Source organism: Catonella sp. (genome assembly GCF_057250765.1).
Genome location: NZ_DBHIEC010000022.1, coordinates 1 through 16,151 on the forward strand (window position 1 = coordinate 1; position 16,151 = coordinate 16,151).

The following is a 16,151-nucleotide window of genomic DNA, read 5'->3' on the forward strand; positions in this document are numbered from 1 at the left end:
ACTAGGGCGGATTAGGGACTTTCACCCTTTAGAAACGTGCGCCGCAAGGCACACTGCATAAAAACCCATTCCACCTCAAAGTGTTATGGGTTTTTATTGCTGTAGTTTACAATCAAAATTCTGAATCTGTAATCATTTTAAATTCTTCTTTTGTGATGTCTCCGAAAGGGTTTTCAGGTGTAATAACTACCCACCTTAATTCCTCTTCGGTTATCCAATTATTCTTATATGACACCTTCCACCAATCCACACTATTCACCCCCCTTCTTATCTTTATCAAGTGCCTGTTTGATTGCATTTACTTCATTTTTTATTTTCATAAGTTCTATACTTACTTTAGTCTCATGTTTGCCTAATTCAGATATAGTCTTATCTTTTTTCATGTTCTCAATTTTTTCTTTAGAGAGTTGTTTACCTAATGTAGCAAGCATATCTGCTTGTTCGGATAATGCCTTGTCTTTAAGACTTAACCTCACTTTCAGTTCTTCTATAGTATGGTTCTTTTCTTTTAACCGATATTCTAACTCGATTATTTGTGAATTTATGCTGTCTGTACGCTCTTGAATTTCAGTTACAAATCCTTTCATTGCTTACCTCCCTATGCATTTATTACGCAATCATTTCATAAACTGCGCAGGCTATATTAGAGTAATTATACCTTCCTGAATTATATCCCCATTTGGTCTTTCCTATTGTTACTGCATTTGCTTTATCAGGAGTGGATTTTGTATTATATCCAGCATCTGTTGCATCTTTTATAAGTTCGCCATTATTATAGACTCTTGATGATACCCCTGAATTATCTCCACTACTGCCCGAAAAGCCAAGACAACTAAATGTTATTATGCCTTGCTTATTCTCATATGCATTAACTATACTGCCAACATCTCCGTTATATAACAGCTTAAATCGAGAGCTATTTTGCACTAATATAAATAACTTCTTTATATATTCCTTATTCCCATTGATTTTTAATATAAATGGTTTTATATTTGCATATTGCGCTGCAACAATCGAAACGATAGCAGTCTCACTGTCTAGCACAGTTGTCATTGCAGTTGTACTATTGACTACTGCCGTCATTGCAGTAGCACTATTTAATACCGCTGTCATTGCAGTTGTACTATTGACTACTGCCTCCATTGCATTAGCACTTTTTAATACCGTTGTCATTGCAGTTGTGTTATTTAGCACCGCTGTCATTGCAGTTGTACTATTGACTACTGCCGCCATTGCCGTAGCACTATTAAATACCGCTGTCATTGCAGTTGTGTTATTTAGCACAGCTGTCATTGCAGTTGTACTATTGACTACTGCCGCCATTGCCGTAGCACTATTAAATACCGCTGTCATTGCAGTTGTGTTATTTAGCACAGCTGTCATTGCAGTTGTACTATTGACTACTGCAGTCATTGCTCTTAGTGTTTTAAAAAGGTCTTTTTGCTCAAGGTCAGCTATTTGCATTAACATTTCCCCTGCGTGGCTGTTATTCTTCAGCAAATAATCAAGAGCCTCTCCGTTGATGTCTTGGTCATTCATGGAAATATACGTACATTTGTATATCCCATGTAGCAAGTCCTTTATTTGAAATACATAGGACTTCTTCCCATGCATTTTGTAATCTGCTAGATGCAATTTCACATCAAGTGGTGCATTCAAAAAATCGCTATTAATCAGCATAGGAATCGCTTCAACCTGCATATCAATTTACCTCCGTTGTTATAATTTTTTTGTTCTCAAAGACAGTCTTTAGCGTCTTTGAAGTGCCGTTCTTGTAAGCGTGTTTTTCAAGGATTGACTTATCAGCCTTATCAAATGTTGTAGTAATTACCTCAAGGCTGTTAACGGTTACTATAGAGCCGTCCGGGTTAAAGGTAGTCACACTTTCACCCTTACTGTCGGCTATGTCCTTTATTGCCTTAGCAAGCGACTTATTAAGCTCCGCCTGTGATTCTGATATTTCATTCTTAAAAGCCTGAAGCTTTGCTTCCACATGTTCTTTGCTCTTTTCTACAGCTCTCTTATTTGCCACCGTATTCCCAAACAGCTGTTTAATCGGTTTATTTATCACATCAGCGTGTGCCGGATCATTGGTTTCAACAATGCTGACTTTATCTGAAAACTCAGAGTGTTCTATAGTATAGTCTTTCATATATTATTTCTCCTGTTTCATCTCTTTTATTATCTGACGTTCCCTTTTACTTAACTTAAAAACTCTTGCTCCTTTGTCATCCCTTTTGCCTATGATTTTTTTCAGCTCATTTGCCCGGTTATCCGGTATTAAAAAACCTGCGCCAAATATAGACTTTTTAATTTCCTTTTGTGCATCTATTTGTCTTACGAAGTAGCATTCATCCGGTTTTAACTTAAATGTTTTCCCCCTTTTTACTGCTCTTTCAAGCTTAGTTGAGGTTATAACATTCTTGGGATAGCTATATTTTTCGGGGGGGGTGGAACGGTTCTTATGCTGGGCTGTGTCTATCTTCTTAAGTAAATCCGGTACAACTTTTATTTTATATTCGTCCATATTTGTTATAAATGATGTGCTGACATTAGCACCATTTTCATATATTATTTTGGCTCCTGTAATTAGATAACAAATATTACGGTTTCCGGAGAATAAAGTTAAGTGTGGCGCAAACAGAAAGAATTTAATTCCCCTTTCCATGTAAAAATCAATTATCTTGCTTAATATTGAAAACGGTGGATTATCTATTACAGCAGCATTGTCATTATAGGTGAAGTGTTCATAATCTCCCCCTGGATAAAACGGTCTTACTATCTCTCTGTCTTCCAGTTTGTACTCTTTTACTGCCCAATCCTTTACAGCCTCATAAACTTCCGGTGGTGTATAACAGTCATCCGTTGTAAGCTTTGGCTTAAATTTTTCTACAAATTCCTCATAAGTTTTTGACTTCATTTTCCCTCTTTTCTTTAATAACTGTCCTCTATAGTGAATGTTGTCTCAATATTATCCTTGCCTTTTGACAGAAAATTTGAGAATGCAATAACATCACCGTCTTCATCAATAAGAGCAAGCTCAGATATATATGTCCCCACAAGCTCACTCTCTGATAACTCTATGGAATACTCATAGCTTGTATCAGATGTTTTCTTTGATTTGGTTATCTCTTTTTTAATCACTTCTGTAGTAAGACTGTTAGCTGATTCAGACGGAGCTATCACTTCTCCCTGGCTGTCTACTCCGCCGGAACCAAGAGCAATCCACTTAGCCTTTGCTATTCTTCCTGTTGAATTAGTAGCTTCAGCCATTTTCTTTCTTCTTAAGGCTGTAATAACACTTTTCATATCTTCCTCCCGGTATTAAATAATTATTGTCTCTCCCTGTTTTATAAGCATAGTTTTTAATATTCTGTAGTTATGCTTTATAAAGCTGCAAGAGTTCCAGTTAGCCTTGTGGGCAATCCTTTGTGAATTCAATTTATGTCTGCCATCAAATAGAAAGCTTCCATCAAACTTCCTAAAGCTGTAATATGACAAACTCCACTTAAACCTTACCCTGCACTTTATTCTGTGTGGTTCATTTACTTCTGTGGTGTAAATAAAGATATAATTATCTTTAGCACCTACATGTTTAACCTTCCGCACCTCTTTTTTAAGTACATCAAGGCTTCCGGCACTATCATTTGATACTTTTATTTTTACCAATAGATAAAACTCAGCCCATCTGTTAGTTACACCTTTCAGCTTATTAGCCTTCACAACTTCAACCTGATCATATCCTAATGTCTTAGCTGCAAGTCTTACACCCTGATCTGTTCCGCCAAGCTTTCTGACTTCCTGATAATTAGCAATTCGCTTTCTGTAATTACTGTTGCTTTCCCCGGCATATCTCTGCATTTTTCTTTCATCAGCGTGTATCTGTAGAAATTCATCATCGCAAGATACAAGCATTGACTCTTCACCCTCTTTATTTATGGCTTCAAGGGCATCATCAAACCGTTTTCCCAAAACCTTAAAGAGTTTATACCATTGGTTAAGTTCTTTTTTTACTCTTTTAAGCGGAGATATCAGAAGATAATACATATAGTCACTAAATTTATCAAACATACTATGCTCCTTTTACATTTGATACTGTAACGGTAAGATTCCGCAGCATAATAATCTGTCCTTTAGGCAGTTCAACATCTTTAACAGGATTGCTAAACTCAGTTCTTTTATATTCCTGAAGTCCGTCTTTAAGTGCAAGCCTTATATCATCAAGATAAAGTGATTCAGGTTCTTTTCTACTTGAAAGCTCCATAAGCCTTCTGATTATTTCTTCCGCCTTTTCCTTTATCCCTGTAATTGAAACTCCCTTTGATATATATACGGTAAGGCTTATATCATGACTAACTACAGTTACAGACTTACATAAAAAATCATCGTAATTGCCCTTTAGATAAGATACTGCAGCCTCTACTTTTCTAAGCAGTTCAGGTGTCGCAGTTCCGTTTGCCCCGGTTACAATTATATCTGTTGTCCCCTGTCCTCTTGGGTGCTGTGCATCAATACTTACATCAATAACACCTTCTACCTTTCTTGCAGCATTCTTAAGCTTGTCCTCTATAGTTAACTCAGCAAGCTCTGACCAGGATTCTCCTACTCTTTTTCTAAAAGCTTCAACATCTTCTATGTCAGCTCCTTCAAGCTGTAGCCATCCCTCTTTATTGCTTACCTTTTCAACTCCGTCAAGATGTATCATAGAAACTGTTATTTTCCCATTTGGAACATTATAAGCTGTACCGCCTTCTGCAGCTTCAACCAGTACCCTGCCTTCACTTTTTCCTGCCTCTATTATTGTAGTTTCAAGCACGTAATACTTTTTTTCGTTTCCGCTTCCATCTGGAAGAGTCTTAAACATATGTCCTTTCAATATCTGTAAAGCTTCTGAATGTTCTCTTCTTTCAATGGTTATATAGCCTCTTGCCTTTACTGCCTGTTTTCTTTTCTTGCCAAAATCGGCAGCCTTTAATTCAAGCCAGTCTTCATCTGCGTGAAGTACAAAAAAGTTGTTTATCTGTTTCCTTGATTTTGTCTTAAGCTCGATATATATTTTGACAAAAATTCTGATAATGGTATGAAAAATCCCGCCTTTTTTAAGGTCAGTTATTATAAAATCCTCTTTAATAAGTTCATCCCTTATCTTTTCCATTTCTTCATTTTCATCCGGTACTCTGCAAATCTTATCAAGCAGGTCTTCACTTATCATTCACTTACCACCTCCACGTCATTAGTAGACAGCTCAAGGTTATATTCATCCTTTGAATTATTCTTTGAAACGGTTACTTTATCTGTATAAATGCCATTTTCAAAGGTTATATTTTGAAATGTCTTTGCCCTGTCAAGATATGTCCTTTTAGAAAGCTTTCCGATTACCCTTTGGGTAATCTCTGTCCTTGTAAACTCATCATCTTCAGCATGCATAAAGTCCGTCATCCCAAAACCGTAAGCTTCATCACCGTCTTCATCCTCATAAAAAAGCTCTTTTTCTTCTGTGGCAGCTTCATTTTTTATGTCCTGCTTCCAGCACTCATCACCTTCTACCACATCAAAATCACCGCTTTTACTTGGTACAGGCTGTCCGTTTATATCAAGCTTTATGTCAATGTCATCTTCTTCAACAATACTCATCCGTCATATCTCCCTAATATGTAAAAAGCACTTCCACCATACAGCATAAGAACAGCGACTGTATCTCCGGCTTTTACCTTAATATCTGTTTTTACTCCGGGTATTTCAGGGAAGCTTTTATCCATGTTCATCGACCTGTCCAGTATCCGTATTACACAAATGTATTTACCATTATCTTCTGTAGCAAATACTACCCTTGCATATACCCCTGCAGGATGTTCAATATGCGGATAGTTTGTTTTTATTTCCTGCTCTATAGCAGTTCTTGTAAAATCTTCAAGCAGTCCTGCCATTATCACTAACCTCCATAGAAAAAGACACTCATTCTTGTATATCCGCTTTCATTACGCTTAATTATCACCTTTTGCACCTTAGCTTCACCTGTAAATTTTGTGTGTCTTATTTCAATCAAATCTCCCTGATGTATCCAGGGAACTCCAAGTGTTTCAGCTTCAAACAGGCTTCCATATTTTTTAAGTGACATAATGTTCTCATTTTCTTCCAATATATATACCGTATCCTGTTCAGGTCTTACTCCCCAGTAGAATATTCCGTCTCTAAAAAAGAAGTCGTTGTTTATGCCCCAAAGCATGTTCATGCTTTCAATGGCTTGTATAGCATTCTTTCTGTCTGATATAAAAACTGCTTTTTTAGGATATTCCGTCTCACTCAGTCTATACCTGTCAATGCCTGACTGTATCAGAATAAACTTTATTACATCCTGTGGAATACAGTCCGTAAATGTAGCTTTTATTTCAGTTCTTTCAAGCATTATCATCCGGTCTCTTATTATTATTTCTTCCGAACCGTCCTTTATGTTTTTTCTGCAATAGCCTGTAAGAAGCCTGTCAAAGTCATCTTCATATCCCAGCTCTACTGTTGCCGTTTCCATATCATCAAAGCTCACTATATCTTTAAGTTTTGTTGATAATTCCACCTTACACCAGTCTGCCTTTTTTTCTGTAGAACTATGATATTCTACTTCAATGCCGTCAGTCAGTTCACACTTCTTGGTACTTATCTTAAATTCAGGACTGATAAGCTTTTTATATCCCATCTGAAACTCCTTAACTTAACATTATCCTTACATCAGTTTTATAATTCTTTGTGTTTCTTATTTTTGCTGCCGGGCTTTTCCCTGAATTCTTTGTTGTCTTTTTATTTACATAAGTTCCTCTATACCCTGTATATTTTCCTCGTCCTGAAGCCTTTCCGGACGCTCCTTTTTTCTTTGTCTTTATACCTGCTGATATAGGGGTAAGCAGCTCAAGGGTTGCCGTCCTTCCGCTTTCTGCTATAACGTTCTGCGTGCTTAAGGACTGAAAGTATACTTTTGATATCCCCCTTGCGCTGCAGTCCTCATTTACTATTTTTAATATTTTTGCCTTCTTCTGTCCGTAAGGTTTGAAAAGTCTCTGCAGCTTGCTCATCTGTTCTTCTTCACTCTCATGCTTTGAGGCTTCAAGAATGAATTCGATTGTAATCTTAGCAGGCTCATACCCTGTAGGCTGTGTGGCTTTAGTCTTTCCTTTATCATCTTCAATATTTTCAATCGTGGCAGCCTGAGATATTTCAATATTTTTCATCTGCCCCGATATCTTAACACCACCCAGCTTTAACAGATTATCCTGTACAAGCAACATGAAACTTTCCTCCTTACTTTTATGCTAATTTTGGTTTATCCTTAGAGTTTTGTGCATCCTTTAATTCATCAATAAGCTTAAAAAGGGTAGGAAGGTCTTTAAGTTTTTCAAGATTCAAGGTAATCTCAAGCTTCTGTATTATGGTATTTTTTGAATCTTTTTTATGCTGCCTCTCTCTCGTGTCCTTTTCTTTAGCATCTGATGACCGTACTCTTAAGTTTCTTAATCCTTCCCTTACAAAAGAAGTGATTACACTGCCACTTTCTTTGTCATTATCCTTGTCTTTAAGCTCTCTTTTTATGAACGTTGAAAGTTTTTCCCAAAGGGCAGACAACGGAAGTATTGCTTCATCTCCTGCCTCTCCGCCTCCTAAAAGTTTACCGCCTGATGCTCCAAATATGGTCGGTTTTGTCATAACACCACCCTTTGCATACCAGTCAATAGAAAGACTTGGAACGCTTGGAGGGGCTATGCTGAACTCTCCTGATATTGAAAAATGTGGAAGCTTTATCTTTGGTGTGGGAATTTCAAGGCTGAAAAAACTTCTTATCTTGTCAATTATTCCCTTAACAAAGTCGGCAACTGCTGTAAGCTTTTCACTAAACCAGTTCTTTATGCCATCAAGTGCTCCTTTTACAGCATTTCCTGCTGCATTCATTCCCTGAAAAAACTTATCTTTTATAGCTGTAAGTTTACCACCTGTGAGTTTATCTATAAAAGTAAAGCCTGCTGTATAAAGTCCTTTTACTGCTGCTAGGCTTGCTGCTGCTATTCCTTTTATTCCACCGCCATTAGCTTTATAGGCATTTTTAATATTGTTAAGCTTTTCCTTTACTGTAGCTGAAGCTGCACCCATTATGCTTCCAAAGAAGTTTTTCACTGCATTTAAGGCATTTCTTGCTACATTCACTATTCCGGAAAAAAGCCGTTTCCAAAAATTCCTGAATGCTTCGGACTTATTCCAGAGGATTGCAAAGGCTGCCACAAGGGCTATAATGCCTATTATGATTAATCCAATCGGAGATATTGCAAAGGTTATATTAAGTGCTGCCCATTTGGCTTTCATTATTGCCATGGCTCCCTGCGCTATTGTAAACGCTGTCTTAACTTTTATAATTGCATTACTTACTCCGATAATTATGCCTATTGCACTTCCCAGTATAATCAAAAGAGGTCCTAGTACTGCCGCCATCCTTACTATGGTTTCAACGGTTGCCCTATTCTCAGTTATCCAGGCTGACCACTTAGCTACCAGCTCTCCTACTTTTGTAAGCACATCATTTACTATAGGCAGCAAGGCATTTCCAAGCTCTTCAACATTGTTATGTATCTGTTGCTGTATAACCTTAAACTTTTGTTCAGGAGTGGAGTTTATCGCAGAAGCCATCTCTTTAGTCACTGATACTCCCTTTTTCATACTTACCGACAGATCATCTATTCCACCTTTAAGTACATCAACGTTGTTATAAAGCAAATCAATCATTGCTACAGCTTCATCTGTACCAAAGGCTTCCTTTAATTCCTGCTTTTCCATTGCATCAATGGTTCGTCCGTATTTTTTATGCAGCTTTTCAAGTATCCTTGTTGTACTTAACAGGTCTCCGTTGCCATCAACGAAACTTCTTCTAAGCTTTGTACCTGCATTAGCTGCACCATTTAAGAATGCCTTATACTTAGTCGCTGCTTCTGAACCGCTCATGGTAGTCTGAAGCTGTCCAAGTATTGCAAGCTGTTCCTCCATCGATACCCTGTTATTGGTAGCAGTTGCTCCAAGTACAGATATAGCACTTGCCATTTGTGAGCCGGCAGTTTTGTAATTCTTAACTGCTGTTGATATTCCTGCCGAGAACATTTCTCCAAACTGAAGGTCAGACATGTTCTTATACGCGCCCTTATAGATACCATAACCTGTTGCAAAGAGTGAACCCATCTCCTGGGTTGTTGATTTTGTTGCCTTGCCTGTAATGGCTGCAAGTTCTGTAAACTTGGCAACTCCTTCATCTGAAAGAGATGCGATACCGGACTTTATGTCATAGGCGGCTGTTATAAAATCACTTTTAGTCGTACCTGCCCAGGTATCGGAGAAACTCTTAGCAGCACTTTCAACTGCTTTAAGGTCTTTTACTCCAAGAGATGACAGTTCTCCAAGTGCATTCTGTGTCTCAAAGGTTGAAGTTACAATCCCTGTACAGGCAGATACTATTCCTACTCCTGCAGCAGCCATAACCTTGCCTGCCTTCTGAAAGCCTCCGGTAGCACTTAATAGTGGGGATGTCATCTTATCCATAAGGGAAAGCACAACCGAAAGCTTAAATACCGCTTCCATTCCCATTTATTTTTCATCCTCTCCAAAAGCTGCCGCCAAGCCCCCGTTTGTTCCTGATTCCATATCCCTTATACTCATTTCCCTTGAAATATCTGCAAGTGCCATAAGCCTGTAAAAATCATCAAAATCAAGGTCATCAATATTGTTTATAAGTTCATCCGGAAGATATTTGTATATCAGGAGCTTGCCTTGGATTACTAAGTTACTATTTAGTTCTTCCCTGTAGTCCTCTATAACTTTTTTACGGTTGTTTCCTTGCTAAGACCAAGCATATTGAGAAGCTTCTCACCAAGGCTTATAGCCATAGCCGGATATTCCTCAAGGGCAGCTCTAAGATCTTCAACCTGTTCCTCACAGATATTGTCGGTTATAAAAGTTTTAAGTGCTTTTGTACCTGATGTACCGGCAGTCTTTACATATCTGTCATAGGATGCAATCTTAGGTTTCCTGAAGATGAAGTCAAACTCTGTTTCATTGTCATCATCCTCCTGGATTGATGTGGTAATCTCATAAATCTTACCATCCATATCCTTATATTTCTTTCTGAGCTTTTCAAGCTCAGTATCTTCTTTTACATCTGAACTCTTAACCTCTGTAACTTCATCCTGTTCAGTTTCTGTATAATCATTGTAATTATCCATCTCATTCTCCTTAATATGTTTTATTTATCAGGCTCCAAGTCCGTTTAACTTAATTCCACCAACTGCTACTCCGTCAAGGTCAACTTTCATAGACTTATCTCCCTGTGCAGCCTTAAGGGATCTCTTTGAAAATTTAATCATTGTGAGAACGTCCGTTGTAGTTGGTGCTCCTTCATCTGCATAGTTTACGGTTATTTTAGGTATGGTAAGTGCATAAAAGCTCTTAAGTCCCTTCTTTTTAGCAACTCTTACCATCTCGTTAAAGTCTTCCCTAAGCATTGAGAGTTTAACTGAATTCTTCTGGTTGCCTGTGCCATAACCTCTTATCTTTCCACCTTTTCCATATATAAGATCAAGCTCCTGCTCATCATCATAGGAAATCTCTAAAAGCTCTATGCTGTCCATTCCGGTCATATTGATAGTGATACTTGACCAGTCATAGACTTTTCCATTTACAAGCTGTTTTGACATTTACTCACCTCCCTGTGCCGCTGGATTGCTTACGGCAAAACTTAAGTTAAATCTTCTTGCAGTTCCCATCGGAACCCAGGTTGCACTTACATTCAGTGTTTCATCTGCAAGTATGTTAAGACCTTCAGTATTGATGCTTACTTCTCCGGAACTGATAATCTTATCGTTCTCACATTCCTCAACCGCAATATTTAAATAAGCTTCAATAACCTTTATGCTGCTTTCAAGGTTTTCAGGATCTATTTCAGTCTGTACTTTGTCAGTTGCCTTCATTGATACTTCCCTGACTATCCTGTTAAGAACCCTTACACTCTCAACATAAGGAAAATCACTTCCGGGCTTTGCCATTACATTGGCATTTGACACATAGAAATCGTCCTTTCCAACATACTGCCTTAATACTGTATAACCTAATTCATCAAACTGTCTGCTGTAGTTTTCTATTCCTTCCGGCACAAGCTTAATAAGCTTTGCAGAGCTTATAGGGAACTCTTCCACACAGCCTATTGATAAACTCTCCTTTGCCTTTCCTATAAGACCTGATATAAGACCTGCAAAGTTCACTTCCTGTGTCCTTAAGTCTTTTCTTGTGTATATTCCATAGCTTGGAACTACACATAGATACTTGCTTGTAATGCCTTTTCTTTCATTTTCCATCGCAAGCAGGTACTCATCAACGCTTTCGCTTTTGCCGCATCTTCTTCCTTCGAGCAGGAATATAACAGGCTTTTTATATACGTTTAGAAGTTCTTCCGCCTTACTCTGCAGGGCTGCCCACAAAGCCTTTGCCGATGTACCGACTATATGGCAGATTTCAACGTTTTTATTAAACGTATTTAACATTTCAACAGCTTTAAGTAGTGTGTTATTGTTCATCCCCGGTGCGGTTGTCGAGAATGAATAAACATCGCCTTCTACATAGGCTGTTTCAGAACTTCCATTCGTAAAGGTAACGGCAAGTCCTGTACCCGGTATTTCATACTTTAAGCTTAAAGGAATAGTTGTTTCATCAAGATAGCTGTTGCCGCCATCAACCGAACACTTAAAGCTTCCTGTGTTAGCTTTTCCACCCTTTTTAATTTTAATTACTATGTCATAGGCATTGTTTGGGTTTCCTGATACATCAAGTGTTCCGCTTCCTGTACCTGTGTGGGTTACTTCGCCTTTGCTGCCGTTTATGTCTGCTTTTACCGGTATGGCATAAATGGTACTTAATCCGTTTTCTGTGGCATCTATGCAGGCATCTGCAAGTGGTGTATTCCCAAGCTTCTCCTTTATCTCATCAGGTTTCATCATTCCTGTAATTAAAAGCGGAATACTGCTCTCTACATCCGAAACACCAATCTTTACCTGTGCATTTCTTGATGTAATGCTGCTTCTTCCGAGATTCCCATCCTCAACTTTTACATTTACTTCACTAAACATATCTACCTCCCATCAATCGGAGCATAATTAAACTCTGTAACGGCTGCATCATACTCTTCCTCCGTTACCTGTCTGCCGTTTGTCCATTCCATCATTGCCTTGACACCTTCAAAAACCGTATCAGGGGTTTCCTTTATGGCTTTTAATTCCTCAATGCCCTTATAAACTTCTGTTTCCATCCTATATCCTTTCCGGACTGCCGTTTACATCTCCCAGTCCAATATTAACCACATCAGTATCCACATATATTCCGCCTTTTAATGTCACATCAAACTCTACGGTAATTTTCGCCTTTAGTATGGTGTCCTCTTCCTCAAGCCATTCAGCATCAGATATTTCAAGGTCTACCCAGTTTCCGTTTACCTCAAAGCCCTTTGATATGCCTGTAAGAAAGTTATTAAGCAGCGTTTCTACCTTATCCTCTGATGTGTCTGCAATAACAACATGCAGGACGGTAATCCTGTCAAAGAGTTTGTTTCTCTGTTTCCTCTGCCCCTCTTTGTCTGTATATCTCTTTTTTGAGCCTGAACGTGTGAAATTCTCCCTGACTCTTAATACCGCACCCACATGCAGCTCACTGCAGTTTTTAAGCGTTTTCATGGATTCGTGTATCTTACCCTTTACTCCAGCGTTCTGCAGTGCTTTTATTAAAAAGTCTCTTTCCTCTTTCATAATCACTCCGTAACTGCTTCAATCATAAGTTCTCTAATTTCAGCCATATCCTCATCACTTATGCCAAGGAACGGTCTTGCAGGTATCTGTATGCTTACTTCTTTCTTTTTTGCCCAGCTCGTACCCTTAAACCACAGATATTTGGCATTCTTAGCCCTTATGGTTCTTTCAGCTCCGAATTGGTGTGTAGCTGCATACACAAGGTTTGTGCCTACTGATGCTCCCTTACTGTCAGCTTTAGCCTTTACAGAGTTCCTTAATGCTGCTGATTTTGTCAGGGTTTTGCCGCCTGTAGATTTTGCCCTTGTGGACTGTTCCCATTTAACCCCTTCAGGGCTTTTCTCAGTCCTGAACCTTTCTATGGTTGAAGTCCTAAGTCCTTCTGCAATGGCACGCATAACCTCGGCTTTATCCACATCTGAAAGGCTTTTCAGTCTTTCAAGCAGTCCGTTTACATCTCCGTCAAGCTTTACTGATACTTCGCTCATAACTACCAGCCTTTCATACTGCTTCTTGTAAACAGCCTGTCTGAGCTTTTCATTGAAAAGTCTGTTTTTGAAAGACTTTCTTTTGAAATTCCTGATACTCCTATGTCGATAAGTCCTTCAGCAACTTTTGTAAGGAACGCAATGGCTGCCTTATATCTTGTAAGGTATGTCTTTTCCCTGTCATTTTCATCTACTCCCTTTCTTGAAGCCAGGTTATAGACTGCTATGTCTTTAGAGAACTTATTAAGCACCTTTGGAGTTTCGGCAAACGGCAGACTGTAGCGTTTGGCAAGATAACCGTCAATCTCCGCATCTGCATCTGTTATTGCTTCCTCTGCAAGCGGTTCTATTTTTTTCTTTCTTTCAGCCTCGTCTTCTATGTATTCATCTCCGATGATTGCATTCATCATGTCAGCCTTTAACATATCAAGGACTTCTTTTACGCTGCAATATGCCATTTACCTGTCTCCTTTTTAATATTTCTTATGCTTCTGCCCCAGTAGATCCATATGCCATCTGCCAGAAGCCATAGCCTGCATTGTATCTTGCATCCACACCCCAGATAAACTCATTTCTCATAAATACATTGTCATCATCATCTTTTATAAGGGCTGTAAGCTTTGCCTTCTTTCTGTCCTGGAAGATGATTGGCTTAAGGAAACGGTTTGTGCAAAGCAGGAACCAGCAGTTTTCTTTATCTGCAAGTTCAGGTGCAACAAGAAGCTCTGCAGTTCCCTTAAGTACATTTGTGGTTCCGTTTATCTGGTCGGCTTCAAGCACAAGTCTAGCAGCCTTTTCATTTGCAGGTGACACTACAAGAAGATCCGGTACAAGTCCAAGGCTCTGTCCTTTATCACCTGTTAACATCATTATTGCTTTTCTTGCCTTTTCGTACTCAGTCTCACTAAACTTTTTCTTTGAAAGATTTGATGCCTTAGCCTTGCCATCCTTTCCACTTGGATGGTCTTCTGCAAAAAATGTCTTGCCGTCAAAGCATTTTTCACTAAATCCGTTCTTCAATACTTCATAGCAGAGTATATTCGGATGTCTTGCAGCCTCTTCGCCATGTGCTGCAAATACTGTCGAATACTGTCCGTACTGGTCATCCTCTATTGCATTTCTTGGGATTGAAATGGTAGACTCAAAGTTCTTGTTTTTAATACTGTAATCATAGGCTGAAATGTTCTGAATCGTTCTTTCGCCTATCCACTCTCTCATGCCCGGCATTTGTCCAAGCCATGTATAATTTGTCTCTCCTGTACTGCTTGGCACAGTGGTTGCAAATTTATCATGAGTGTCCTTTACTCCTGCAAATGCCTGATTAAAGGCTGTGGAGTAAGCAATGTCAAGTCCTTTTAAGCTTGCCTGGTTTACTATCATTATTCTTATCCTCCTTACATAATCTCAACTACAACGCCGTCAGCTTCAACTCCGATAATCTTTCCTGCTTTGCTTGAGCCTTCTGCTGTATTTGTTACTGTATTACTGTCAACTACATAGGCATCCTTTAAGATGTCTGTATTTTTTATCTTGCCATCATTTTCAAGAACAAAGGTTCCTCTTTTAACAAGTACCTTTACATCTCCGTTTGCTCCTGTACGGTTATCTGCAAGTGTTGCCGAACACCCGGCAATCTTTAAGCCTGCAGCCTTTGTGGCAGTAACTGCATATCCGTCAGCACCGACAGCAACAAGCTCGCCTGCTTCAATTTTTACGGCTGCCTTTACCGGGATTTCCATAAGGTATCCGCCCATTCTTTCTGCTATTCCCATTTAGATTTCCTCCTGTCTGGTTTTAAAGTATTTCTCAACGTCTTCATCTGTAATGCTGCAGTCTTTTAATATCTTTGCAGTAAGTTCATCATGTGCTTCTGTCTTAGAGACTTTCTGGACTGTTTCAGTCCTTCCCATAGGTACAACACCCGGAGCTTTATTTAAGAAGCTCTTAAAGCCTTCTTTATCACTTAGGGCATAGGACATTGCCCATTCCTTCTGTGCTGCCGATATCTTGCCATCCTTAAGTGCCGTCTGTACAAGATCACCTGCTTCTCTTTCCTCAAGCTTCTTTTTAAGCTCCTCTTTTTCTTCATCTGCCTTATGACTGTTAAAGCTCATTACCGCTGTAACCACATCCTCTGTCTTTGCCTTTTCATCAAGCCCAAGCAGTGACAATACTACGGAGTTTGCGACCGGTATAGGCTTCTCCTCTGCCTGTTTCTCTGCATTTTCCTTAATCTCGGCAATCTTCTTTTTTACATCTTCCTCTGTGGCATTTTCATCAAGCCCCAGCAGTACCCTAAGTTCCTTAATATCCATTTTTTCCTCCTTTGGTTCTTCATTATCATCATTCCCTGTAAGGGAATTAACAACCGGAAACATTCCATCAATGGCGGGTGTATTAGTAAGGGCTACAGACTGTACTGCAACTGCCTTACGGTCACTCTTTCTTACAAGCACAACCGGAGATAAATACCGGTATTCCCTGTTTCTTAGATACTCCCCTGCCTTATCAGTCCATTTAACCTTTGCAGTTACCGCACCGTCTTCACTGCCTATTTCTGTTATCCACCCTGCCGCAGGTGCCTGTGTGTTATCAAGGCTCTGGTGCTCATAATCAATAACCAGGTCAACCTTTCTTTCTGAGAAGTACAGTTTGATAAGCTCCACGCTTTCATCATCAACTATAAAATCTCCTTTCCTTGATTTGACCTCTCCGATTGGAAGTATCCTGATGATCTCCGGTATCTCTTTAACCTCAATGGGAAGTCCGCTGCACCTTAAAATTCCATTCATATATATACACCTCACTTAATTTCTCATATAACCGCGTGCGAACGCGTGCGAGCAGGGGT

General features: G+C 39.1%; 23 protein-coding genes. All 23 read right to left on the reverse strand.

From position 1 onward, the window contains the following. Positions 1-112: 112 nt before the first annotated feature. On the reverse strand, positions 113-250 hold the full coding sequence (locus tag ACO6HM_RS10480) for an XkdX family protein (protein ID WP_485390991.1): 138 nt from the start codon (positions 248-250) through the stop codon (positions 113-115). Position 251: 1 nt separating this feature from the next. Then, entirely contained in the window at positions 252-587 is a 336-nt protein-coding gene (locus ACO6HM_RS10485) for a hypothetical protein (RefSeq protein ID WP_485390992.1), read from the reverse strand. 22 nt (positions 588-609) lie between these two features. Further along, positions 610-1,701, reverse strand: a complete 1,092-nt coding sequence (locus ACO6HM_RS10490) for a hypothetical protein (protein ID WP_485390993.1) — start codon at positions 1,699-1,701, stop codon at positions 610-612. Between the two features lies 1 nt (position 1,702). Beyond that, positions 1,703-2,152, reverse strand: coding sequence for a hypothetical protein (locus tag ACO6HM_RS10495; protein ID WP_485390994.1), 450 nt, complete (start codon positions 2,150-2,152; stop codon positions 1,703-1,705). Positions 2,153-2,155: 3 nt separating this feature from the next. Further along, complete coding sequence (locus ACO6HM_RS10500) at positions 2,156-2,920, reverse strand: hypothetical protein (RefSeq protein WP_485390995.1); 765 nt, start codon at positions 2,918-2,920, stop codon at positions 2,156-2,158. Positions 2,921-2,934: 14 nt separating this feature from the next. Then, complete coding sequence (locus tag ACO6HM_RS10505) at positions 2,935-3,309, reverse strand: phage tail-collar fiber domain-containing protein (RefSeq protein ID WP_485390996.1); 375 nt, start codon at positions 3,307-3,309, stop codon at positions 2,935-2,937. Positions 3,310-3,324: 15 nt separating this feature from the next. Next, entirely contained in the window at positions 3,325-4,071 is a 747-nt protein-coding gene (locus ACO6HM_RS10510) for a phage tail protein (RefSeq protein ID WP_485390997.1), read from the reverse strand. Position 4,072: 1 nt separating this feature from the next. After that, positions 4,073-5,212, reverse strand: a complete 1,140-nt coding sequence (locus tag ACO6HM_RS10515; protein ID WP_485390998.1) for a baseplate J/gp47 family protein — start codon at positions 5,210-5,212, stop codon at positions 4,073-4,075. Then, a complete protein-coding gene (locus ACO6HM_RS10520; protein WP_485390999.1) occupies positions 5,209-5,634 on the reverse strand; it encodes a DUF2634 domain-containing protein in 426 nt (141 codons plus the stop codon). Before ACO6HM_RS10520 ends, ACO6HM_RS10515 begins: the two co-directional genes overlap by 4 nt. Further along, positions 5,631-5,927, reverse strand: coding sequence for a hypothetical protein (locus ACO6HM_RS10525; RefSeq protein WP_485391000.1), 297 nt, complete (start codon positions 5,925-5,927; stop codon positions 5,631-5,633). Before ACO6HM_RS10525 ends, ACO6HM_RS10520 begins: the two co-directional genes overlap by 4 nt. Positions 5,928-5,932: 5 nt before the next feature. Next, entirely contained in the window at positions 5,933-6,691 is a 759-nt protein-coding gene (locus ACO6HM_RS10530; protein WP_485391001.1) for a hypothetical protein, read from the reverse strand. A 10-nt stretch (positions 6,692-6,701) separates the two neighbouring features. After that, a complete protein-coding gene (locus ACO6HM_RS10535) occupies positions 6,702-7,277 on the reverse strand; it encodes a hypothetical protein (RefSeq protein WP_485391002.1) in 576 nt (191 codons plus the stop codon). 19 nt (positions 7,278-7,296) lie between these two features. Beyond that, positions 7,297-9,609 carry a phage tail tape measure protein gene (locus ACO6HM_RS10540; RefSeq protein ID WP_485391003.1) on the reverse strand — a complete coding sequence of 771 codons (2,313 nt, stop codon included), beginning with the start codon at positions 9,607-9,609 and terminating at the stop codon, positions 7,297-7,299. A 224-nt stretch (positions 9,610-9,833) separates the two neighbouring features. Next, a complete protein-coding gene (locus tag ACO6HM_RS10545) occupies positions 9,834-10,244 on the reverse strand; it encodes a DUF6848 family protein (protein WP_485391004.1) in 411 nt (136 codons plus the stop codon). A 27-nt stretch (positions 10,245-10,271) separates the two neighbouring features. Next, positions 10,272-10,715 carry a hypothetical protein gene (locus ACO6HM_RS10550; protein ID WP_485391005.1) on the reverse strand — a complete coding sequence of 148 codons (444 nt, stop codon included), beginning with the start codon at positions 10,713-10,715 and terminating at the stop codon, positions 10,272-10,274. Continuing rightward, positions 10,716-12,140: a DUF2586 domain-containing protein gene (locus tag ACO6HM_RS10555; protein WP_485391006.1), complete on the reverse strand. Its 1,425-nt coding sequence runs from the start codon at positions 12,138-12,140 to the stop codon at positions 10,716-10,718. A 2-nt stretch (positions 12,141-12,142) separates the two neighbouring features. Further along, positions 12,143-12,319, reverse strand: a complete 177-nt coding sequence (locus ACO6HM_RS10560) for a hypothetical protein (protein WP_485391007.1) — start codon at positions 12,317-12,319, stop codon at positions 12,143-12,145. 1 nt (position 12,320) lies between these two features. Further along, complete coding sequence (locus ACO6HM_RS10565) at positions 12,321-12,812, reverse strand: SON protein (RefSeq protein WP_485391008.1); 492 nt, start codon at positions 12,810-12,812, stop codon at positions 12,321-12,323. Positions 12,813-12,814: 2 nt separating this feature from the next. After that, complete coding sequence (locus tag ACO6HM_RS10570; protein WP_485391009.1) at positions 12,815-13,300, reverse strand: phage virion morphogenesis protein; 486 nt, start codon at positions 13,298-13,300, stop codon at positions 12,815-12,817. 2 nt (positions 13,301-13,302) lie between these two features. After that, positions 13,303-13,758, reverse strand: coding sequence for a gp436 family protein (locus ACO6HM_RS10575; RefSeq protein ID WP_485391010.1), 456 nt, complete (start codon positions 13,756-13,758; stop codon positions 13,303-13,305). Between the two features lie 25 nt (positions 13,759-13,783). Then, positions 13,784-14,680 carry a Mu-like prophage major head subunit gpT family protein gene (locus ACO6HM_RS10580; RefSeq protein WP_485391011.1) on the reverse strand — a complete coding sequence of 299 codons (897 nt, stop codon included), beginning with the start codon at positions 14,678-14,680 and terminating at the stop codon, positions 13,784-13,786. A gap of 14 nt (positions 14,681-14,694) precedes the next feature. Next, positions 14,695-15,072: a hypothetical protein gene (locus tag ACO6HM_RS10585; protein WP_485391012.1), complete on the reverse strand. Its 378-nt coding sequence runs from the start codon at positions 15,070-15,072 to the stop codon at positions 14,695-14,697. Beyond that, positions 15,073-16,092 carry a phage protease gene (locus ACO6HM_RS10590; protein ID WP_485391013.1) on the reverse strand — a complete coding sequence of 340 codons (1,020 nt, stop codon included), beginning with the start codon at positions 16,090-16,092 and terminating at the stop codon, positions 15,073-15,075. Between the last annotated feature and the right edge of the window lie 59 nt (positions 16,093-16,151).